The sequence below is a fragment of the Enterobacter wuhouensis genome, assembly GCF_004331265.1.
Classification (GTDB): domain Bacteria; phylum Pseudomonadota; class Gammaproteobacteria; order Enterobacterales; family Enterobacteriaceae; genus Enterobacter; species Enterobacter wuhouensis.
This window is the reverse complement of sequence record NZ_SJOO01000004.1, coordinates 50,297-71,689: the sequence shown is the minus strand read 5'-3', so window position 1 is coordinate 71,689 and position 21,393 is coordinate 50,297. Positions and strand designations below refer to the sequence as shown.

Sequence of the window (21,393 nt, the reverse complement as noted above, 5' to 3'; positions counted from 1 at the left end):
TCTTTGCGCATTCTAACAGTAACATTCGAGGGAACAATGATTTTAGGTAATCGATTAACCACAAATATTTGATGGTTAACCGATAAGGAAATTGGGTTACCAGCGGGCCGGTTTTTCCGCGCCGAGATCGTCAAGAACAGACTTCAGCGAGCTGCCGTCAGGGAAGATAAGATCGGGGGCGACCTCAAACAGCGGCCAGAGCATAAACCCGCGGTTTTTCATGTCGTAGTGGGGAACGGTCAGGCGATCGGTATTAATCACCTCATTGCCAAACAGCATAATGTCGAGGTCGAGCGTGCGCGGCCCCCAGCGTTCGGCTTTGCGAACGCGACCCTGCTGCAGCTCGATACGCTGGGTATTATCCAGCAGCGCTTCGGCATCCAGAGCCGTTTCCAGGACCACGGTGGCGTTCAGGTAATCTGGCTGATCCTGAGGCCCCAGCGGCGGCGTACGGTAGAATGAGGACGTTGCCACGATCCGACTTTGCGGGATCGCCCCCAGCGCCTGAACGGCAGCGTTCACCTGCTCCAGAGGAGAGGCTAGATTGCTGCCAAGGGCGATATAGGCGAGGGTCACGCAGTACCTTCACGGCGCGGCGCGCGTTTACGCGGGCGACGATGGCGGCGACGCGGTTCTGGCTCTTCATCCAGGTTGGTCAGCATCCCTTTTTGCTCAGGTGGTGCGGAGGCCTGAAACTCTCCCCACCACTGCGCCAGACGCTGCAGCTCCTGGTTCTTTTCGATTTCAGCACGCAGAGAGAGCAGATCGAATGCGGCGCGGAACTTAGGATGTTCCATCAGCTTCCAGGCGCGTTTACCCTGACGACGCGACATGCGCAGCTGAAGCTGCCAGATATCGCGCACCAGCGTGGTAATTCGTTTAGGAATAGCCAGCGTGCGGCAGCCTTCGTCCAGCACGTCGTTTGCGGCAAGCGCGAACGCGTCGTAATAGGCCAGACCGCTCTCCTGAGCAATTCGCTGGGCAGCTTCTAAAAGCGGATACCAGAACATGGCGGCAAACAGGAAGGCCGGGTTCACGCGCAGATCGTTGTGGATGCGGGTATCGGTATTCTTCAGCACCTGCGCAATCATGCGCTCCATCGGGCTATCGCCGTTTTCGGTGAAATAGCGCGTAATGGTCGGGAACAGCGGCTGGAACAGATTGTATTCGCGCAGCAGTTTGTAGGTTTCGAACCCGTAACCGGCCTGCAGCAGCTTCAGCGACTCTTCAAACAGACGGGCTGGAGGCACGTCGTTAATAAGCGTAGCCAGACGCGGGATCGGCTCTGCCGTCTCCGGGCTGATGCGCATGTTCAGCTTGGCGGCGAAACGCACGGCGCGCAGCATGCGCACGGGATCTTCGCGGTAGCGTGTCTCCGGCGTGCCGATCAGGCGGATGAGGCCATCTTTCAGGTCCTGCATTCCCCCTACGTAATCACGCACGGTGAAATCCGCCACGCTGTAGTAAAGGCTGTTGATGGTAAAATCGCGACGCTGGGCATCTTCTTCGATAGAGCCGAAGATATTGTCACGCAGCAGCATGCCGTTCTGGCCCTGCTGAGACGTCGTGCGATCGGATACGCCCGCTTCGTGATGGCCACGGAACGTCGCCACCTCGATGATTTCCGGCCCAAACATGACGTGCGCAAGGCGGAAACGACGGCCAACAAGACGGCAGTTACGGAATAACTTACGTACCTGGTCAGGCGTGGCGCTGGTCGTCACGTCGAAATCTTTTGGTTTTTTGCCCAGCAGTAAATCACGCACCCCACCGCCGACGAGATAGGCCTCGTAGCCTGCTTTATTCAGACGATAGAGCACCTTGAGGGCATTTTCACTGATATCTTTGCGGGAAATATTGTGCTGCTCACGCGGAATAACCGACATGCGGTTTTGCGCAATAGCGTCGTTCGCCATGCTCTCTTCGCGGCTTAGCACCTTACGGCAAAAATTAGCGACTCGGGTAAAAATGGTACACCTCGTAGTGTGTTTTGTTATGAAAAAAAGCGGCTAATCATAGCTCAGCGCAACGCATTTGAGAATGCTGGATTTTCGGCACCGCGCTGAGGGTCCAGTTGGCGACCGCCAAATCGAGCAGTTCATCAGTGCGAAGATCCTGCCATTCGCTGTTTACATTCTGGTTGAGAAATCGCAGCGCGTCGATCAAAACGGGGCGCGGATCGCCGTCTGGCAGGGCTGGCGCATGATTCTGTTTCGACAGCTTATTACCCTGTTCATTGACCGCCAGCGGCAGATGAATGTAATCCGGCGCCGTCCAGCCAAGCTGCTGATAAAGCGATATCTGCCGCACGGTCGGTTCGACCAGGTCTGCCCCGCGCACAATTTCCGTGACGCCCTGAAAATGATCGTCCACCACCACGGCCAGGTTATAGGCGAACAGGCCGTCGCGTCGATGGATGATAAAATCCTCACGCGCCAGACGTTCGTCCGCCTGAATCTCACCGGACAGCAGGTCGGTAAAACGCGTCACCGGGGCGCGCTGCAATAAGCGCACGGCGGCATTTTCCGCGGGATGGTTAAGCGTGCGGCAGTGGCCGTCATAGACGCCCCCCACGCTTTGTATGCGCGCGCGGGTGCAGGTGCAGTTATAGGAAAGCCCTTGAGCGCGAAGCCAGGCCAGACGTTCCCGATAAGCCTCATGACGCTTTGACTGCCAAAGCACTTCGCCGTCCCAGTGAAAGCCGTAATGTTCCAGCTGACGCAGAATGGTTTCTGCCGCACCGGGAACTTCACGAGGAGGATCAATATCTTCAATACGAACGAGCCATTTACCCTGACGGGCGCGAGCCTGCAGGTAGCTGCCGAGGGCGGCTATTAATGAGCCGAAGTGTAGTTCACCGGAAGGAGATGGCGCAAAGCGCCCGATATAGTGAGATTCAGACATAGTCACTGTAACAAGGCGGGAGAGACTCCCGCCTTTGTAGTGTATAGACGGCGCGGGTATTAGCCGGCCATCTGTTTTTCGCGGATTTCTGCCAGCGTTTTACAGTCGATGCACAGATCGGCTGTTGGACGCGCTTCCAGACGACGAATACCGATTTCAACGCCGCAGGATTCGCAGTAGCCAAAATCTTCGTCCTCGACCTTTTTCAGCGTTTTCTCGATCTTTTTAATCAGCTTGCGCTCGCGGTCACGGTTACGCAGTTCGAGGCTGAATTCTTCTTCCTGAGCGGCACGGTCTACCGGGTCCGGGAAGTTTGCAGCTTCATCCTGCATATGTGTAACGGTGCGATCGACTTCATCCCTAAGTTGATTACGCCATGCTTCAAGAATACGCTTGAAGTGCGACAGCTGGGCTTCGTTCATATACTCTTCGCCCGGCTTCTCTTGATACGGCTCCACCCCAGCGATGGCGAGAATACTCAGGGACGATGTTTTACGGTTTTGCCCTTCTTGCATGTTGCTTCTCCTTAACACGCACTATCGATCCCCGTGTTGGGGGAAAAATCAGGTCGCTATAAATAGCAGATGCTTTTCCGTATGGCAATTATCTAAACGTAACACTTGACAAGCCTGTGAGGAAAAGCGTATTTGCGCACGCGGCCAGAACACTTAATCGTCAATCGTCTAATCCCTTATAAGACAATGGGAAGAGAGGATCTCAGAGTCATATTATCGGCAGAAAGTTCCGCTTTATACGCGAAAACCTCCACCCCCTGCTTTTGTGCCTCATTCAACAATTGTGCGTATTTAGGATCGATATGACGGGCGGGGGAAAATCGTTCAATCGCCGAATGCAAAACCGCAAACAGCAACACCGCGCGTTTGCCCGCCGCCGCAACACTCATCAACTCTCGCAGATGCTTCTGGCCACGTAGCGTTACCGCATCCGGAAAGTACCCTTTTTCCTGTTCCGCTAACGTCACTGATTTGACTTCAATATAGCACTCAGGACGGTCTTCCGCCTGTAACATAAAGTCAATTCTGCTGCTTTCATCGCCATATTTCACTTCACTTTTTAACGTGCTGTAGCCTACCAGTTCAGGGAGGCCATCATTAATCAGCGCTTCCTTCACTAATTGGTTTGCACGCAATGTGTTGACACAAATAAATGCCCCTTGCTGCGTTTCGGTCATTTCCCAGGTATGCGGATATTTGCGTTTAGTATTTTCTGATGTGGAATACCAGACCCTGTCACCCGGCGTCGCGCAACCGGTCATTGCACCGGTGTTGGGGCAGTGCAGCGTCAGCTGTTCGCCGTCGGGCGTGATGACGTCGGCAAGGAAGCGTTTATAGCGTTGGATGAGCGTGGCGTGTTGTAAAGCGGGACTAAACTTCATCAGAATTCCTTTCAGGGTTGCCCAGCGTCCAGCGCTGGATCGGCGTGTATCGCGTGCGGCCTCGCGCAAACGCTGATTCGTAAAGCGAAAATTCGTTGACCGGAAAAGCCCAGTGAAAGCCGGGCGCGGGGATGGCAACGGCGTGTCCCGCATCGCGCAGCAGGGTGATATGCGGGTGAAAGGGCTGCGGGCTCTGGTAACAGCCGCTGCGGGCCGCCTGCGCCCGGAGCATATTCGCCAGCTGGAGCAATCCGCGCGGCGGCTGGCGCGTACCCAGCCAAAGCACGCGTGAGCGCAGCCACTGCCCGGCATCGTCAAGATGCAGGGTAAATTCCGGCTGGGCAATACGTCCGGCCATTGCGGCTAACGCGCGCTGCTTGTCGGCGCTAACGTCGCCAAGAAAGGCCAGCGTCAGGTGCAGATTCGCCGCCGCAACGGGACGGCCCGCTTCTGGCGGGAAGTGTTCAGCGCGCCAGCGAACGATTTGCCGCTGTACGGGGGCTGGCAACTCAATGGCGAAAAACAGCCGTTTTGACTCAGACATACGGGGGACTCGGTAATGATATCCGCCGATGCTACAATGTACGCCGACTAATGTTAACCCTCTGGAGCTGTTAGTGTCCTCATTGCCGGTCGCCGTCGTCCTTCCCGAGCTGCTCGCTGCCTTACACGTTGCCCCGCAGGTTTTGCTCAACGCGCCCACGGGAGCCGGTAAATCGACCTGGCTGCCGCTGCAGATCCTGAAACAGGGTAATATTCCCGGAAAAATCATCCTGCTGGAACCGCGCAGGCTAGCCGCACGTAACGTGGCCCAGCGTCTGGCGGAACTGCTGGATGAAAAACCGGGCGAGACGGTGGGATATCGGATGCGCGCCGAAACCTGCGTCGGGCCGTCCACGCGGCTTGAAGTGGTAACAGAAGGCATACTGACCCGCATGCTGCAAAACGACCCGGAGCTGACGGGCGTCGGGCTGGTGATCCTGGATGAGTTCCACGAGCGCAGCCTGCAGGCCGATCTGGCGCTGGCGCTGCTGCTGGACGTTCAGCAGGGGCTGCGGGACGATCTGCGTCTGCTCATTATGTCCGCCACGCTCGACAATGCGCGCCTGCAGCAGGCCTTGCCTGATGCGCCTGTTATTTCCTCAGAAGGGCGGGCGTTTCCGGTCGAGCGGCGCTATCAGACGCTTCCCGCTCACCAGCGCTTTGATGAAGCGGTTGCCATCGCGACGGCGGAACTGCTCCGTCAGGAGCCCGGTTCGCTATTGTTGTTCTTGCCCGGCGTGGGGGAAATCCAGCGCGTGCAGGAGCAGCTGGCCGCACGCGTGACCGGCGATGTGGTGCTTTGCCCACTGTACGGCGCGCTGTCGCTGACGGAGCAGCGTAAAGCGATTCTTCCCGCCCCGGCGGGGCAGCGGAAGGTGGTGCTGGCAACCAACATTGCTGAAACCAGTTTGACCATTGAAGGCATTCGCCTGGTGGTGGATAGCGCGCAGGAAAGGGTGGCAAGCTTTGAACCCCGCACCGGACTGACTAAACTGCTTACGCAGCGTATCAGCCAGGCGTCGATGGTGCAGCGTGCGGGCCGTGCGGGGCGTCTGGAGCCGGGCATCTGTTTGCATTTGATCGGCGCAGACCAGGCTGAACGTGCGGCTGTACAAAGCACGCCGGAGATTTTACAAAGCGACCTCTCCGGGCTGGTGATGGATCTGCTGCAGTGGGGCTGCCCGGATCCTGAACAGCTCACCTGGCTTAATCCTCCGCCTGCCGTGAACCTCGCTGCCGCGCGCACCTTGCTGACCCAGCTTGGCGCACTGGAAGGCGAACGTCTGACGGCGCGCGGCCAGAAAATGGCGACGCTGGGCAACGATCCGCGTCTGGCGGCGATGCTGGTGGCCGCGCATGGAGAAGATGAAATTGCCACGGCGGCAAAACTGGCGGCTATTCTTGAGGAGCCGCCGCGCGGTGGCAGCAGCGATCTGGGACAGGCGTTTGCGCGCAATCAGGGAAACTGGCAGCAGCGGGCGCAGCAGCTGTGCAAACGTCTGAACAGCCGGGGCGGTTCACCTGACAGCGATAAGATTGCCTCCCTGCTGGCGCTGGCTTTCCCCGACAGGATTGCACGTCGCCGTGGGCTTGACGGGCGCTACCAGCTGGCAAACGGCATGGGAGCGATGCTGGACAGCGATGACGCGCTCACGCGACGTGAATGGCTGATCGCGCCGCTCTTGCTACAGGGGAGCCACTCCCCGGACGCGCGAATTTTGCAGGCGATTGCCGTGGACATTGACGCCCTGACGCACGACTGCCCGCAGCTGCTTCAGCAATCGGACATCGTGGAGTGGGATGATGCCCAGGGTACGCTAAAGGCGTTTAGGCGTAGCCAGATTGGTAAACTGACGATCGGGACAAAGCCGCTGGCGAAGCCGTCGGAAGAAGAGTTGCACCAGGCGATGCTCAACGGCATCCGGGAAAAAGGTCTGAGCGTACTGAGCTGGACGCCGGAGGCCGAGCAGTATCGAATCCGCCTGCACTGCGCGGCGAAGTGGCTGCCGGAACACGCCTGGCCTGCCGTGGATGATGAAACGCTGCTGGCCTCGCTTGAGCGCTGGCTGCTGCCGCAGATGGGCGGCGTACATTCGCTGCGGGCGCTTAAGGCGCTTGATGTTAAGGTCGCGTTACAGAATTTACTGGACTGGTCATTGCGTCAACGTCTGGATAGTGAACTGCCTGGGCATTACACTGTGCCGACCGGAAGCCGGATTGCCATTCGTTATCATGAGGATAATCCTCCTGCGCTGGCGGTACGCATGCAGGAGATGTTTGGCGAAGCGACCACCCCGTCCATCGCTGAAGGGCGGGTGCCGCTGGTGCTTGAGCTGTTATCGCCCGCGCATCGTCCGCTGCAGATCACCCGCGATCTGGGGGCGTTCTGGGCGGGAAGCTACCGGGACGTGCAAAAAGAGATGAAGGGGCGGTATCCCAAACACGTCTGGCCGGACGATCCGGCGAATACCGCGCCGACGAGGCGGACGAAGAAGTATTCGTAAGTTAGGTGAAAGAGGGGTATGCGGCCTGATGCCCTCACCCCGACCCTCTCCCACGGGGAGAGGGAGAAAATAATTTTGAGAGATTTCTTCTTTCACGGTGATGTGGAAGAAAAGAGAATCTGGCCTTTGCGCCTGAATGTTGCGGAGAAAAAGCATGGCGGGGAATGACCGCGAGCCAATAGGACGTAAGGGAAAACCCGCGCGTCCGGCGAAGGAAAAAGTGAGCCGTCGTCGCCTCAGAGATGAGGATTATGACGATGACTATGAAGACGATTATGAGGATGAAGAACCGATGCCGCGTAAAGGGAAAGGCAAAGGGCGTAAGCCTCGGGGCAAGCGCGGCTGGTTCTGGCTGCTGCTGAAGCTGTTCATTGTTTTTGTTGTGCTGATGGCGATTTACGGCGTCTATCTGGATCAGAAGATCCGCAGCCGTATCGACGGGAAAGTCTGGCAGCTGCCGGCGGCCGTGTATGGCCGCATGGTGAACCTTGAGCCGGATATGTCGATCAGCAAGAACGAGATGGTGAAGCTGCTCGAGGCAACCCAGTACCGTCAGGTAACCAAAATGACGCGTCCGGGCGAGTTTACGGTGCAGGCGAAAAGCATCGAGATGATCCGCCGTCCGTTCGACTTCCCGGACAGCAAAGAGGGGCAGGTGCGCGCGCGTCTGACCTTTGATGGCGATCGTCTGGAAACGATCGAGAACATGGACAACAACCGTCAGTTCGGTTTCTTCCGTCTCGATCCGCGCCTGATCACCATGCTGTCGTCAGCGAATGGCGAACAGCGCCTGTTCGTGGCGCGTAACGGCTTCCCGGATCTGCTGGTGGACACGCTGCTGGCGACCGAAGACCGCCATTTCTACGAGCACGACGGCATCAGCCTCTACTCCATTGGTCGTGCGGTGCTGGCAAACCTGACCGCCGGTCGCACGGTGCAGGGGGCGAGTACGCTCACCCAGCAGCTGGTGAAAAACCTGTTCCTCTCCAGCGAGCGCTCTTACTGGCGTAAAGCCAACGAAGCGTACATGGCCGTGCTGATGGATGCGCGCTACAGCAAGGATCGTATCCTTGAGCTGTACATGAACGAGGTATACCTCGGTCAAAGCGGCGATAACGAGATCCGCGGCTTCCCGCTGGCGAGCCTGTACTACTTTGGCCGTCCGGTAGAAGAGCTGAGCCTCGACCAGCAGGCGCTGCTGGTGGGCATGGTGAAAGGGGCGTCCATCTACAACCCGTGGCGTAACCCGAAGCTGGCGCTGGAGCGTCGTAACCTGGTGCTGCGCCTGCTGCAACAGCAGCAGGTGATTGATCAGGAACTGTACGACATGCTGAGCGCGCGTCCGCTGGGCGTTCAGCCGCGCGGCGGCGTGATCTCTCCGCAGCCAGCGTTTATGCAGATGGTGCGTCAGGAGCTGCAGTCTAAGCTCGGAGATAAGGTCAAAGATCTCTCCGGCGTGAAGATCTTTACTACCTTCGACTCCGTGGCGCAGGATGCCGCTGAAAAAGCCGCGGTGGAAGGTATTCCGGTCCTGAAGAAACAGCGCAAGCTGAGCGATCTTGAAACGGCGATGGTGGTGGTTGACCGTAACACCGGTGAAGTCCGCGCGATGGTCGGCGGCGCTGAGCCGCAGTTTGCAGGCTACAACCGTGCAATGCAGGCGCGTCGTTCGATTGGTTCCCTGGCAAAACCGGCGACCTATCTCACCGCGCTGAGCCAGCCGAATCAGTATCGTCTGAATACCTGGATCGCCGATGCGCCAATCTCCCTGCGCCAGCCTAACGGCCAGGTATGGTCTCCGCAGAACGATGACAAGCAGTTCAGCGGCCAGGTCATGCTGGTGGACGCGTTGACCCGCTCCATGAACGTACCGACGGTTAATCTCGGCATGGCGCTCGGCCTGCCGGCGATTGTTGATACCTGGCAGAAGCTCGGCGTACCGAAAGATCAGCTTCATCCGGTACCGGCAATGATCCTGGGGGCGCTTAACCTGACGCCAATCGAAGTGGCGCAGGCGTTCCAGACCATCGCCAGCGGTGGCAACCGCGCGCAGCTCTCTGCGCTGCGCTCGGTCATCGCTGAAGACGGTTCCGTGCTGTATCAGAGCTTCCCGCAGGCGGAACGCGCCGTTCCGGCACAGGCGGCGTATATGACGCTGTGGACGATGCAGCAGGTTGTTCAGCGCGGTACAGGCCGTCAGCTGGGAGCTAAATACCCTGGTCTGCACCTTGCGGGTAAAACAGGCACCACCAACAATAACGTTGATACCTGGTTCGCAGGTATTGATGGCCGCGAGGTGGTGATTACCTGGGTAGGCCGCGACAACAACCAGCCAACCAAGCTGTACGGTGCGAGCGGGGCGATGTCGATTTACCAGCGTTATCTGGCAAATCAATCTCCTGTTCCGCTGAATCTGGTGGCGCCGGAAGATATCGTCGATATGGGCGTGGATGATTCCGGTAACTTCGTCTGCGGCGGCGGAATGCGTTCTCTGCCGGTCTGGACGACCAACCCGGATTCGCTCTGTCAGCAGAGCCAGCCTGAGCAGCCAACGGGCAACCCGTTTGAGCAGTCTTCTCAACCTCAGCAGCCGCAGCAGCAACAGCCGCAGCAGCAGAATGAGAAGAAAGACAGCGACGGCGTGGCTGGCTGGATTAAGGACATGTTCGGCGGGAATTAATTAGTTTCCTGGATAAAAAGCCGCTTTATCATAAAGCGGCTTTTTTGTATTTACATTTTGAATTATTTTAATTTTTGTACATTACAAATTAAGTATTATTAAGGTGTTGTTTTTTTCATAGCAATCATGGGTTTGCTAGGTAGTGAAATTATTTCGTCCGTGAGCACGCTGGACACATTGAAGAATAATCTGATGTAATCCCCTCCGCGAATTCACTTCTCTTACAGAACTTCCTTATTAATAGGCGTTCTTGAGATAAGCGATCTCCCACTTTATTGCGCATTCTGGCGAAAGTTATCTTTGCCGGGAATGGATGCCGACATAAACAAATATAAGGATATTGTTATGAATAAATCTATTGTTACATCTTTACTGACCGGAAGCTTCCTGGCGGCTCTGTCTCTGCCGGTCTTTGCCGCGAATGATTCCGGCACGGTAAATTTCGCCGGAAAAATCGTGGCGGATACCTGCGAGATTAATGTTGATGGCACGGGGACGAATAGCTCCACCGTCACTTTTGCAGACACCTATCCCTCAGACTTTGGTACTGACGGTCAGGTCGGCACGTCCAGGGCCTTTAAGATTGAAGTGAAAAAATGTGACCCGCTGATCGCTAAGCTGAACCTTAAGTTCAGTGGTTCCACGACGGATGCTGCCTCTAAACGCCTGCAGAACGATCTTACCGGCACAGGCAATGCGACCAACGTGGGTATCATCGTCAGCAACGACAACGGCTCGAAAGGCGACGTGGTCTTTGACGGCTCGGTACCGGACGCAGGGACCGATGTTGCGAACGATGCAACGGGTGCTGCGGCATCTGTCTTTAACTACACCGCGAAGGTTATTCAGGTGGGTGATACCAAACCGACTGCAGGTCATTATTCCTCATCTGCAACATTCGAGGTTGTTTATCGCTAATGCATTATCGGCAGCCTGAAAGGGCTGCCTTCTGGAACGCTGTATGAATTATTTATCTAAATTGTTATTTGGTTGTTTACTTATTTCTTGCTGCTCAGCGCAAGCAAGCGTGGTGCTCGGCGGTACGCGAATTATTTATCCGTCGAATAAATCTGAAGTTCAAATTGCGCTGAAAAATAAAGATCCTCATACGCGTTACCTGGTACAAAGTTGGGTGAGTTATCCCAACGACGCAAAAGCGCCTTTCATTATTACGCCGCCCGTCTATAAATTGCAGGAAAACCGTCAGACCCTTTTACACATTATTTTTACCGGCGATAAGAAAAGCTTGCCCGCAGATCGTGAGTCCCTGTTTCTGGCGAACGTGAAATCGGTCTCGGCGTTATCGTCCGAACTGAAGGACAAGAATACGCTGCAATTCGCAATGAAAACGCGTCTGAAGCTTTTCTGGCGTCCTGCTGATTTGAAAGAGGCTGATGCCCTGCAGGCCTACGAAAAAATCACGTTCCGCCGTCAGGGTGACAGGCTCATTGCGAAAAACCCTACGCCGTTTTACGTCTCCTTCGGCGAGCTGGCCGTTGGCGGCAAATATGTCCCGGTGGTTGAGACAAAAACCACGCCGGGCGCCATTTCAATGATGATAGCGCCTTTCAGCGAGCAGAATTTTACGCTGCCTAAACCGGCAAACGGGCCGGTGACCTGGACCGCTATCAGTGATTTCGGCGCACAAACTCCTCAGCGCAAGCAGGCTCTTTAAACACACCATGTTGGGATCTTATGTCGTCATCTCCATTTCACAAGCAGGCTCTGAATGGGATCGCGCTGGCGTTGCTAGCCATGATCCAGCCTGCAAGTGCAGATGACGAATTCAACCTGCGTATCCTGGAGATGGATACGCCGCTGGAAAACACCTCAACGCTTAAAAACTTCATCAATGATAACGGCCTGCTTCCCGGAAACTACATGACGACCGTGATGTGGGATCGGGATGTTGTCGATAAGCGGACGCTGAGCTGGGTGCTGTCTGATGATAAGCAGCGCCTGCTGCCTGAGTTGACCAAGGCGGATCTGCGCGAGCTAGGCGTAAAAGTCGACACGATCCCGGATATGAAAGATCTGGAGGATTCGGCGAAAATCGACGACATCTCCCATTTTATCGAGAATGCCCGATACGATTACGATCAGGATAATCAGACGCTCAGGCTGGTGATCCCCCAGATTTACCGTGACCAGGCCGCGGCTGGCGCTATCAGTCCAAAATTCTGGGATGACGGTGCCCCCGCCGCCTGGACAAGCTACCAGCTCAGCGGCTCTCAACAGCACTATAGCGCCGGCAAAACCTCCTCTTCGTGGCTTGGCCTCGACTCAGGAATAAACCTCGGCGCGTGGCGGCTGCGTAATAACAGTACCTGGAGCGACAGCGCCGGTTGGGATGCCATCGCCAGCACGCTGCAGCGTGATATTAAAACCCTGAAAAGCCAGCTTGAGATGGGGCAGACGTACACGAACGGCGAGCTGTTCGACAGCGTGCAAATGACCGGCGTGAAGCTGGAGACCGACACCTCCATGCTGCCCACCAGCCAGCAGGGGTTTGCTCCCGTTGTGCGCGGTATCGCGAACAGCGATGCGAAGGTCACCATCAAGCAAAACGGTTATACCATTTACCAAAGCAACGTCTCGCCGGGGCCTTTTGAGATCCGCGATTTAAGCCAGGTCACCTCCGGCGCGGATCTGGAGGTGACGGTAGAAGAGGCCGACGGCAGCGAGCACAGCTTCATTCAGGCCAGCGCCTCGGTGCCGGTGCTACAGCGCGAAGGGGCGTTTAAGTACTCGCTGGCGGCAGGACGCTATCGCGGGAATGAAGGTGAGGATGAGCCAGCCTTTGTGCAGGGAACGGCGATCTACGGTCTGCCGTATGGCGTAACGGCCTATACCGGTGCGCTCGGGGCATCGCTTTATCACGCGATGCTGGCGGGCGTGGGGGCCGATCTTGGCCGCTTCGGTTCGGCATCCATGGATGTTACCGCTGCCCGTACGGCTTTTGATGACGGACGAGATGACGCCAGCGGGCTGTCGTGGCGCGCGCAGTATTCGAAGGATATTCCGGATACCGACACTAACGTCACGCTTGCCAGCTACCGCTACTCCACGGCAGGGTTTTATACCTTCCAGGAGGCTATCGATCGGCGCGATGACGCCATAGACGACGGTATTTATACCTATCGCCGCACCAATAACCGCCGCAGCCGTATGCAGGTGAACCTTTCCCAGCGTATTGCCGACTGGGGCTCGGCATACCTTAACACCTATCAGCAGGACTACTGGAACATGGCTGGTCACGAACGCAGCGTCAGCGCGGGCCTCAGTTCCAGCTGGCGCGGGATCACCTGGTCGGTAAGCTATAACCTGACCCGCACGCCCGACGCTGACAGCGACAGGCAGATGGCGCTGATGGTTAACATCCCTCTCTCTCAGTGGCTCCCGAACTCCTGGGCAACCTACAGCGCGAACACCGCCAGCGGCGGATTTGTTTCACATCAGGTGGGGATTGGCGGCACGGCGCTTGAGAACAACAACCTTAGCTATAACCTCCAGCAGACCTACGCCAATCAGAATACCGGCTACGGCGGCAGCCTGTCCGGACGCTACCGCGGATCGTCCGGTGACGTGGGGATGGGCTACAGCTACGGGGGCGATAACCGTCAGTGGAACTACAGTGCTCAGGGTTCAATCGTTGCCCATGAGCATGGCGTCACCCTGGGTCAACCGGTGCGCGACGCCTTCGCTATTGTGCATATCAAAGAGGGCGATAACGTCAAGGTCCAGAACGGGCGAGGGATCTACACCGACCGTTTTGGTAACGCAATCGTTCCTTCGCTAACCGCCTACCGCAAGAATGGCATTACGGTAAACACGCAGGATCGTGAGGATATTGAAATCGCTGCTGCCACCCAGGATTTCGTGCCAACCAAAGGCGCGGCGGTCTCTGCCAACTTCGATGCGCGGGTAGGGCAACGCGCGCTTATCACTCTGCTGTACCACGGCAAACCGGTGCCGTTCGGTGCGATTGTCACGCAGGAAAGCGCAACGGCTATCGTCGGTGATGATGGCGAAGTCTGGCTCACCGGCCTGCACGACGCGCTTTCCCTGAGCGTGCAATGGGGGGAGGGGAGCGATCAACAGTGCGCCTGGACGGGGAATTTACCGGCCTCGCGCCCGGCAAGTATTTTGAAAATGACGGTGAACTGCCAATGAAACTTTGCAGAGAAACGCTTATCGGCGCGATGGCTGGCGTCATCATGCTGTTTTCACTACCGGCTTTCGCCTCCTGTACGTTTACGGGAGGAGGAGGAAACGGCGGGGTTGTCACCTTTAACATTCCCGCCGTTATCCAGCTCGAGCCGGATGTGCCGGTTGGCACCATCATTTATGACACCAGCGTGGAATCAGGTGATATTACGCAAAGCTGCGATGGCAACTCTGTTCAGGTGAACAAAGGCTACCTTTCATTAAGCGACGCCGACGCCCGTGAAGATATCTTACCCGGGGTATATAAAACGAACGTGGCGGGAATAGGCATTCGCGTTGCGGCGTCCACAACCCAATCCCCCAACTATAATGAAGAAGACCTTATCAGGCCGAGTATCTACGTTGGCATGATTCGAAGCTTTTCAACGAACTATAATTATCGTGCCGCCGCGCAGCTGATTGTTATCGGCCAGGTCGAAGAGGGCGAGCTTAATACGTCGCTGTTAACCTCGCGTGAAACCTATGACGATGACGTGATTGGTGAAATCCGTTTTTCCCCGACAAGCGTGCGAATCACCACCAACACCTGCAACCTGGCGGATAAAAATATCTACGTGCCGTTGAAAACGGTCAACTCGCAGGATTTCAGCGGGGGGTATTCGGATATCCTGACCGACGATAGCTTTAAAATTGATATCACCGACTGTTCCGCCGGAACAAAAATTGATTATCAATTCACCAGCACCGGGTCAACTGGCGTGACGGACGGGAACGTGCTCAAGATTGCTACCGGAGACAACGCCGCAGGCGGTGTGGGCATTCAAATCCTGGACAAGAATAATACGGTGCTGCAGTTCGACCACAGCTATACGGCGATAACCAGCACCCAGAATAAAGTTCCGGTCGAGATCCCTCTCAAAGCCCGCTACATCAAAACGGGAGAGGTAAAAGCCGGTAAGGTGGATGCCGTCGCCACATTCGAACTCTTCTACCGTTAAGTCCCTGAGGCCCGTTTCGACGGGCTTTCGCGATCATTTCCCTAACTTCATTAACCCTCTATTTTCATCTGATTAATTCTTAAACCCTTAAATCTTGTAGGGCCGCTTACTGCTTGCTATGCAGCCAGCGTTTCGCATATTATTCTGCGGTCATAATAATAATTCTCGTTTACGTTATCATTCACTTTTCCATCAGAGATCCATCATGGCGCTTTCCAATACTGCTCAGCCAATTAACACGTCGCTGCGGAAAATCGCGGTCGTCGTCGCCACAGCGGTTGCCGGCATGTCTGCTTTTGCTCACGCAGCCGAAACCCCTAATAAAGAAGAAACCATTACTGTTACCGCCGCACCGGCTGCACAGGAAAGTGCATGGGGACCTGCCGCGACTATCGCCGCAAGACAATCCGCGACCGGGACCAAAACGGACACCCCGATTCAGAAGGTTCCACAGTCTATTTCCGTGGTCACCGCCGAAGAGATGGCGCTGCATCAGCCACGCTCTGTTAAAGAAGCGCTGAGCTACACCCCGGGTGTGGCGGTAGGTACTCGCGGTGCGTCAAATACCTATGACTATCTTGTCATTCGCGGCTTTGCTGCCGACGGCCAGAGTCAGAATAACTACCTCGACGGTATGAAGATGCAGGGCAACTTCTATAACGACGCGGTGATTGACCCTTATATGCTGGAGCGCGCCGAAATCATGCGTGGTCCGGTTTCCGTTCTGTACGGAAAAAGCAGCCCGGGTGGCTTGCTCAACATGGTAAGTAAGCGCCCAACCACCGAGCCGCTGAAAGAGATCCAGTTCAAAGTCGGTACCGACAGCCTGTTCCAGACCGGCTTTGACTTTAGCGATGCCATCGACGAGGACGGTGTTTACTCTTACCGCCTGACCGGCGTTGCGCGTTCCAACAATGCGCAGCAGCAGGACAAAGGGGAACAGCGTTATGCCATCGCGCCGTCTTTCTCCTGGCGTCCGGATGATAAAACCACCTTCACGTTCCTTTCCTACTTCCAGAACGAGCCTGAAACGGGCTATTACGGCTGGTTGCCAAAAGAGGGAACCGTTGATCCGCTGCCAAACGGCGATCGTCTCCCGACTGACTTCAACGAAGGTGCGAAGAACAATACCTACTCCCGTAACCAGAAAATGGTGGGGTATAGCTTCGACCACGAATTCAACGATACCTTTACCGTGCGTCAGAACCTGCGCTTTGCAGAGAACAAAACCTCGCAAAACAGCGTTTACGGTTATGGCGTCTGCACCGACCCGGCGAACGCCGGCAGTAAACAGTGTGCGGCCTTAGCGCCAGCGGATAAAGGCCATTATCTGGCACGTAAATACGTTGTCGATAATGAGAAACTGCAGAACTTCACCGTAGATACGCAGCTGCAGAGCAAATTTGCTACCGGCCAGGTGGATCATATCCTGCTGACCGGCGTTGACTTTATGCGTATGCGTAATGACATCAACTCCTGGTTCGGTTACGACGACTCTGTGCCGCTGCTGGATCTCTATCATCCGGTTAACAGCAACTTTGATTTTGGATCAAAAGATCCGGCAAACTCTGGCGCATATCAAATTCTCAACCGCCAGAAGCAGACCGGTCTGTACGTTCAGGATCAGGCGCAGTGGGATAAGGTGTTGGTCACTCTGGGCGGTCGCTATGACTGGGCAGATCAGGACTCGTACAACCGCGTATATAACACCACGGCTAAACGTGATGACAAACAGTTCACCTGGCGTGGTGGCGTAAACTACCTGTTCGACAACGGAGTAACCCCTTACTTCAGCTACAGCGAGTCCTTTGAACCCGCTTCTCAGACCGGAGCGAGCGGCAACATTTTCGCACCGTCAAAAGGAAAGCAGTACGAAGCGGGCGTGAAATACGTGCCGAGCGATCGTCCGATCGTTATCACCGGTGCGGTATATCAGCTGACCAAAACCAACAACCTGATGGCAGATCCAGCGGGCTCATTCTGGTCGGTTGAAGGCGGTGAGATCCGTGCTCGTGGCGTAGAGCTGGAAGCGAAAGCGGCGCTGTCTGCGAGCGTCAACGTTGTGGGTTCCTATACCTATACCGATGCTGAATACACCACCGACACCAACTACAAAGGTAACACGCCTGCGCAGGTGCCTAAGCATATGGCATCCGTGTGGGGGGATTACACGATGTTTGATGGCCCACTGTCTGGCCTGACGCTGGGTACTGGCGTCCGTTATACCGGCTCCAGCAAAGGCGACCCGGCGAACTCCTTCACCGTGGGCAGCTATACCCTGGTGGATGCGCTGGTCAGATACGATCTGGCGCGCGTAGGCATGGCAGGCTCAAACGTCGCGCTTCACGTGAACAACCTGTTCGATCGTGAATACGTTGCGAGCTGCTTCAACACCTACGGATGCTTCTGGGGTGCTGAACGTCAGGTTGTTGCTACCGCGACATTCCGCTTCTAATCTCTCTTTGGGCACGGTTCGCCGTGCCCTTTTTATTTAAGTTGGCTGACATGCAGGATAATAAGATCCACTCCGACACCACTTTCACGCTCAACCATCTCTCCTTCCGCGTACCCGGGCGCACCCTGCTGCATCCGCTCTCTTTGACCTTCCCCGCAGGTAAAGTCACGGGCCTGATTGGCCACAACGGTTCCGGTAAATCCACGTTGCTGAAAATGCTGGGGCGCCATCAGCCGCCGTCAGAAGGCGATATTATGCTGGATGATCAACCGCTTGAGAGCTGGAACAGTAAAGCCTTTGCCCGCAAAGTGGCATACCTGCCGCAGCAACTGCCGCAGGCGGAAGGGATGACGGTGCGTGAGCTGGTGGCGATTGGGCGTTATCCGTGGCACGGGGCGCTGGGGCGCTTCGGCGTGGCCGACAGAGAGAAAGTGGAAGAGGCGATTGCGCTGGTCGGGCTAAAGCCGCTGGCGCACCGTCTGGTGGATAGCCTGTCCGGCGGCGAACGCCAGCGCGCGTGGATAGCGATGCTGGTGGCGCAGGACAGCCGCTGTCTGCTGCTGGATGAGCCGACCTCCGCGCTGGATATTGCCCATCAGGTTGACGTGCTGGCGCTGGTGCATCGTTTAAGCCAGCAGCGCGGCCTGACGGTGATTGCGGTGCTGCACGATATCAACATGGCCGCACGCTACTGCGACTACCTCGTCGCGCTGCGCGGGGGGGAGATGATTGCCCAGGGTACGCCAGCTGAGCTGATGCGCAGCGAAACGCTGGAGCACATCTACGGTATTCCTATGGGTATTTTGCCTCACCCTGCCGGGGCTGCACCGGTGAGCTTTGTGTACTGATGCTGGACTCAATGATTAGCCGCCGCCGCCTGCTGACGGCCATGGCGCTCTCTCCGCTGCTGTTAAAAATGAACGCGGCGCGCGCTGCCGCAATCGATCCGCACCGTATTGTGGCGCTGGAATGGCTGCCGGTTGAGCTGATGCTGGCGCTGGGCATCACGCCGTACGGCGTGGCGGATATTCCAAACTACAACCTGTGGGTGAACGAGCCGAAGCTGCCGGACTCGGTAATCGACATCGGCCTGCGTACGGAGCCAAACCTCGAGCTTTTGACGCAAATGAAGCCGTCATTTTTGTTCTGGTCTGCGGGCTATGGCCCGTCGGAAGAAACCATGGCGAAGATTGCCCCCGGCCGCGGGTTCTCCTTCAGCGACGGGAAAAAACCGCTGACGATGGCGAAAAACTCCATCAACGAGATGGCGCAGTTTCTGAACCGGGAAGCCGAGGCGAAACGGCATCTCGCCGAATTCGACGCGCTGATCGCCTCCCTGAAACCGCGCTTTGCCAACCGCGGTGACCGCCCGCTGCTGATGGTGACGCTGCTGGACGCCCGACATATGCTGGTCTTCGGCAAAAACTGTCTGTTCCAGGAAGTGCTGGACAGCTTTGGTATTCGCAATGCCTGGGAAGGGGAAATGACCTTCTGGGGCAGCACCGCCGTCGGGATTGACCGCCTGGCGTCTTTTCGTGACGTCGACGTGCTGTGCTTCGATCATGGCAACGAGCGCGATATGCAGGCGCTGATGGCAACCCCGCTCTGGCAGGCGATGCCGTTCGTGCGCGAGCAGCGCTTCCTGCGCGCACCGGCGGTGTGGTTCTACGGCGCGACGCTGTCGGCCATGCACTTTGCCCGCGTGCTGGATAACGCCCTGGGAGGCAAAGCATGAATATGCGTATTGCCCGCTTCCCGGCGCTGCTGCTGGCCCTTTTATTTCTCGCCGCGCTGGCGTTAAGCGGGTTCAACCTGTCGACGGCGTTACCGCCAGGGCAGTGGCGCGCCGCGCTTGCCGTGCCGGATATCGACAATATTCAGCAAATGCTGTTCCACTACAGCCTGCTGCCGCGCCTGGCGATCTCGCTCCTGGTCGGAGCCGGATTAGGGCTGGTGGGCGTTCTGTTCCAGCAGGTCCTGCGTAACCCGCTGGCCGAGCCGACGACGCTCGGCGTCGCGACCGGTGCGCAGCTCGGGATCACCATCACCACGCTGTGGGCGCTGCCGGGGGCGTTAACCTCGCAGTTTGCCGCGCTTGCAGGCGCCTGCGTGGTGGGTGCGCTGGTCTTTGGCGTGGCGTGGGGGAAACGTCTTTCTCCGGTTACCTTGATTCTGGCGGGGCTGGTGGTCAGCCTCTACTGCGGGGCTATTAACCAACTGCTGGTGCTGTTCCATCACGATCAGCTGCAAAGCATGTTCCTGTGGAGCACCGGTACGCTCACCCAGACCGACTGGAGCGTGGTGCAGCGCCTGTGGCCGCAGCTGATTGGCGGCGTGGTGCTGACGTTGTTACTGCTGCGTCCGCTGACCTTAATGGGGCTGGACGACGGCGTGGCGCGTAACCTGGGGCTGGCACTGTCGCTGGCTCGCCTTGCCGCATTAACGCTGGCGATTGTGCTAAGTGCGCTGCTGGTTAACGCGGTGGGCATCATTGGCTTTATCGGCCTGTTCGCGCCGCTGCTGGCGAAAATGCTCGGGGCACGCCGCCTGCTGGCGCGTCTGATGCTGGCGCCGCTGATTGGCGCGCTGATCCTCTGGCTCTCCGATCAGATCATTCTCTGGCTGGCACGCGTCTGGATGGAGGTTTCCACCGGGTCGGTGACGGCGCTTATCGGCGCCCCGCTGCTGCTGTGGCTACTGCCGCGTCTGCGCAGCATCAGCGCACCAGCGATGGATGCGGGCGACAAGGTTTACGCCGAGCGTCAGTCCGTGCTGTGGTTCAGCCTGGCCGGGCTGGCGGTGCTGATTATCGCATCCTTTGCGGCGCTCTCTTTAGGGCGTGACGCAACGGGCTGGCACTGGGCGACGGGTGATTTACTCCATGAACTGCTGCAGTGGCGCTGGCCGCGTATTTTCTCTGCGCTGATCGCGGGGGTGATGCTGGCGGTGGCGGGCTGTATTATCCAGCGCCTGACCGGTAACCCGATGGCAAGCCCGGAAGTGCTGGGGATCAGCTCCGGTGCGGCCTTTGGCGTGGTGCTGATGCTGTTCCTGGTGCCGGGAAATGCCTTTGGCTGGCTGATGCCTGCCGGGAGTATTGGTGCGGCCGTGACGCTGCTGATTATCCTGATTGCCTCCGGTCGTGGTGGCTTTTCGCCGCACCGTATGCTGCTGGCAGGGATGGCGCTCAGCACCGCATTCACCATGCTGCTGATGATGCTGCAGGCGAGCGGGGACCCGCGCATGGCACAGATCCTGACCTGGATCTCAGGCTCTACCTACGGCGCGACCGGAAGCCAGGTTGTACATACCGGGATCGTCATGATTGTCCTGCTGGCGATGGTTCCGCTGTGCCGCCGCTGGATGACGATTCTGCCGCTGGGCGGTGAAACCGCGCGTGCGGTGGGGATGGCGTTAACGCCAACGCGCGTGGCGCTTCTGCTGCTGGCGGCGTGCCTGACGGCTACGGCAACCATGACCATCGGCCCGCTGAGCTTTGTGGGATTAATGGCTCCGCATATTGCCAGAATGATGGGCTTCCGCCGGACGATGCCGCATATCATGATGTCCGCCCTGACGGGGGGGCTGATCCTGGTCTTTGCCGACTGGTGTGGAAGGATGGTGCTGTTCCCGTATCAGATCCCGGCGGGCCTGCTGTCGACCTTTATCGGTGCGCCGTACTTTATTTATCTGTTGAGAAAGCAGAGCCGGTAATAAAAGTAAACGGCAATCCTTAGATTGCCGTT

Annotated in this window: 16 protein-coding genes; 10 read left to right on the top strand and 6 right to left on the bottom strand. The window is 57.1% G+C overall.

Annotation, left to right across the window (positions count from 1 at the left end):
• Positions 1 to 96: 96 nt before the first annotated feature.
• The 6 genes from folK to thpR all read right to left on the bottom strand — a co-directional run bounded on the left by folK (position 97) and on the right by thpR (position 4,844).
• Positions 97 to 576, bottom strand: a complete 480-nt coding sequence (gene folK, locus E0L20_RS10425) for a 2-amino-4-hydroxy-6-hydroxymethyldihydropteridine diphosphokinase (protein ID WP_131633903.1) — start codon at positions 574 to 576, stop codon at positions 97 to 99.
• Positions 573 to 1,970, bottom strand: a complete 1,398-nt coding sequence (gene pcnB / locus E0L20_RS10420) for a polynucleotide adenylyltransferase PcnB (protein ID WP_131633902.1) — start codon at positions 1,968 to 1,970, stop codon at positions 573 to 575. The genes folK and pcnB overlap by 4 nt, the downstream gene beginning before the upstream one ends.
• Positions 1,971 to 2,013: 43 nt before the next feature.
• Positions 2,014 to 2,904, bottom strand: a complete 891-nt coding sequence (gene gluQRS / locus E0L20_RS10415; RefSeq protein ID WP_131633901.1) for a tRNA glutamyl-Q(34) synthetase GluQRS — start codon at positions 2,902 to 2,904, stop codon at positions 2,014 to 2,016.
• 59 nt (positions 2,905 to 2,963) lie between these two features.
• Entirely contained in the window at positions 2,964 to 3,419 is a 456-nt protein-coding gene (dksA, locus tag E0L20_RS10410) for an RNA polymerase-binding protein DksA (RefSeq protein WP_001155232.1), read from the bottom strand.
• A 176-nt stretch (positions 3,420 to 3,595) separates the two neighbouring features.
• Positions 3,596 to 4,300 (bottom strand): DNA/RNA nuclease SfsA, encoded by a 705-nt coding sequence (sfsA, locus tag E0L20_RS10405; RefSeq protein ID WP_131633900.1) that lies wholly within the window; start codon positions 4,298 to 4,300, stop codon positions 3,596 to 3,598.
• Positions 4,290 to 4,844: an RNA 2',3'-cyclic phosphodiesterase gene (gene thpR / locus E0L20_RS10400; protein ID WP_131633899.1), complete on the bottom strand. Its 555-nt coding sequence runs from the start codon at positions 4,842 to 4,844 to the stop codon at positions 4,290 to 4,292. Before thpR ends, sfsA begins: the two co-directional genes overlap by 11 nt.
• Before the next feature lie 73 nt (positions 4,845 to 4,917).
• Here thpR and hrpB point away from each other — a divergent pair, with 73 nt between their 5' ends.
• The 10 genes from hrpB (at position 4,918) to fhuB (ending at position 21,361) form a co-directional block, all read left to right on the top strand.
• On the top strand, positions 4,918 to 7,347 hold the full coding sequence (gene hrpB, locus E0L20_RS10395) for an ATP-dependent helicase HrpB (RefSeq protein ID WP_131633898.1): 2,430 nt from the start codon (positions 4,918 to 4,920) through the stop codon (positions 7,345 to 7,347).
• A gap of 154 nt (positions 7,348 to 7,501) precedes the next feature.
• Positions 7,502 to 10,027, top strand: coding sequence for a bifunctional glycosyl transferase/transpeptidase (gene mrcB / locus E0L20_RS10390; protein ID WP_131633897.1), 2,526 nt, complete (start codon positions 7,502 to 7,504; stop codon positions 10,025 to 10,027).
• Between the two features lie 345 nt (positions 10,028 to 10,372).
• Positions 10,373 to 10,945, top strand: a complete 573-nt coding sequence (locus E0L20_RS10385) for a fimbrial protein (RefSeq protein WP_131633896.1) — start codon at positions 10,373 to 10,375, stop codon at positions 10,943 to 10,945.
• Between the two features lie 43 nt (positions 10,946 to 10,988).
• A complete protein-coding gene (locus E0L20_RS10380) occupies positions 10,989 to 11,702 on the top strand; it encodes a fimbrial biogenesis chaperone (RefSeq protein ID WP_131633895.1) in 714 nt (237 codons plus the stop codon).
• A 20-nt stretch (positions 11,703 to 11,722) separates the two neighbouring features.
• Positions 11,723 to 14,200 carry a fimbria/pilus outer membrane usher protein gene (locus tag E0L20_RS10375; protein ID WP_131633894.1) on the top strand — a complete coding sequence of 826 codons (2,478 nt, stop codon included), beginning with the start codon at positions 11,723 to 11,725 and terminating at the stop codon, positions 14,198 to 14,200.
• On the top strand, positions 14,197 to 15,192 hold the full coding sequence (locus tag E0L20_RS10370) for a fimbrial protein (RefSeq protein WP_242673399.1): 996 nt from the start codon (positions 14,197 to 14,199) through the stop codon (positions 15,190 to 15,192). Before E0L20_RS10375 ends, E0L20_RS10370 begins: the two co-directional genes overlap by 4 nt.
• A 205-nt stretch (positions 15,193 to 15,397) precedes the next feature.
• Positions 15,398 to 17,647: a ferrichrome porin FhuA gene (fhuA, locus tag E0L20_RS10365; RefSeq protein WP_131633893.1), complete on the top strand. Its 2,250-nt coding sequence runs from the start codon at positions 15,398 to 15,400 to the stop codon at positions 17,645 to 17,647.
• Positions 17,648 to 17,697: 50 nt separating this feature from the next.
• A complete protein-coding gene (gene fhuC / locus E0L20_RS10360) occupies positions 17,698 to 18,495 on the top strand; it encodes a Fe3+-hydroxamate ABC transporter ATP-binding protein FhuC (protein WP_131633892.1) in 798 nt (265 codons plus the stop codon).
• Positions 18,495 to 19,382 (top strand): Fe(3+)-hydroxamate ABC transporter substrate-binding protein FhuD, encoded by an 888-nt coding sequence (gene fhuD / locus E0L20_RS10355; protein WP_131633891.1) that lies wholly within the window; start codon positions 18,495 to 18,497, stop codon positions 19,380 to 19,382. Before fhuC ends, fhuD begins: the two co-directional genes overlap by 1 nt.
• On the top strand, positions 19,379 to 21,361 hold the full coding sequence (gene fhuB, locus E0L20_RS10350) for a Fe(3+)-hydroxamate ABC transporter permease FhuB (RefSeq protein WP_131633890.1): 1,983 nt from the start codon (positions 19,379 to 19,381) through the stop codon (positions 21,359 to 21,361). Before fhuD ends, fhuB begins: the two co-directional genes overlap by 4 nt.
• Positions 21,362 to 21,393 lie beyond the last annotated feature (32 nt).